Here is a 1,154-nt window from a genome sequence, read left to right on the forward strand (position 1 = left end):
GCGCGTATTGCACTTCGATTGGCGCAGTTCTGCCACGAGGGACCTCATTGCTCTCTTCGGTGGCGTCGTTCTCACTTCACTTTTAGCGCATCTCTATGGGCTTGGCCCTCGTTTAGCGCAGCTGGGACAGCGCTATGTGGAGTCGGTACTCGACGACATTATCTTCATCGTGTTCGTTGCATTCTTGCTGAGCATTGGGCTCACGATCTTTAGTGTTCGGCGCTACCGAGAACTCGCCCGCGGAACTGAAGCACGAACCATCACAGAAGGAGAAGTCCGCGATTTGGCGCGACACGATCCATTGACTGGCTTGCCAAACCGCCGCCTGTTTGATGACAAACTTGATCTGTGCGTTGGCCTCGCCACCGACACGCATCAAGTCGCTGTTCTGATGCTCGGCCTCGACGGCTTAAAGCGAATCAAGGATACGCACGGCCATGCAGCGGTGGACAAGGCACTCTGCGAACTTGCCACTAGGCTTGCCGACATCTTGTGCAAGGACGGCTTCCTGGCGAGGATCGGAGGCGACGAATTCGGGATCGTCCTGCCCAACATTAGCTCCCTCGAGGATCCCGCCAATCTGGCGCGCCGTATCGTGGCGTCTGCCGCCGACAGTTTCGCGATTGAGGCTGGCGCAGCCGAGCTTAGTCTTGGAATTGGCATCGCCATCGCTCCGCTTGATGGCGTCACTCCCCACGAATTGGTTAGGCGCGCAGAACGCGCACTTTATCGCGCGCAAGGCGACGGCAGGTCGCGTGTTCGCTTTTTTGAACCTGACATGGACGTGCATGTCGAGCGGCGCATCAATATTGAGCGTGAGCTTCGGAGCGCTATCGCAACGGATATTATCGAGCCCCATTACCAGCCGGTGGTTTCACTTGTAAGTAATCGCATCGTCGGGTTCGAGGCGTTGGCGCGTTGGGAGAGCAAGACATCGGGCCATATCCCGCCTGACGTGTTTATTCCGATTGCAGAAGAAACAGGCCTCATCAACGCTCTTGGAGATCAGCTGTTTCGCCGCGCGTGTCTTGATGCCACTGCGTGGCCAAAGACGTTTTCGCTTGCCTTCAACATTTCGCCTGTTCAGTTGCGGGATTCCGCGCTTGGAGAGCGCATTATATCGCTCCTAGAGCAGACCGGCTTTAGTCCGCGCC

The 1,154-nt window shown here is 57.0% G+C and carries 1 protein-coding gene; it reads left to right on the top strand.

All coding sequences use genetic code 11. The annotated features are described in order from the left end of the window. Positions 1-1,154 (top strand): putative bifunctional diguanylate cyclase/phosphodiesterase (locus I6F28_RS37000; RefSeq protein WP_225143926.1); only part of this gene is annotated, 1,154 nt, incomplete at both ends.

The sequence above is a fragment of the Bradyrhizobium sp. NBAIM14 genome, from assembly GCF_020193895.1.
In the GTDB taxonomy this organism is placed as follows: domain Bacteria; phylum Pseudomonadota; class Alphaproteobacteria; order Rhizobiales; family Xanthobacteraceae; genus Bradyrhizobium; species Bradyrhizobium yuanmingense.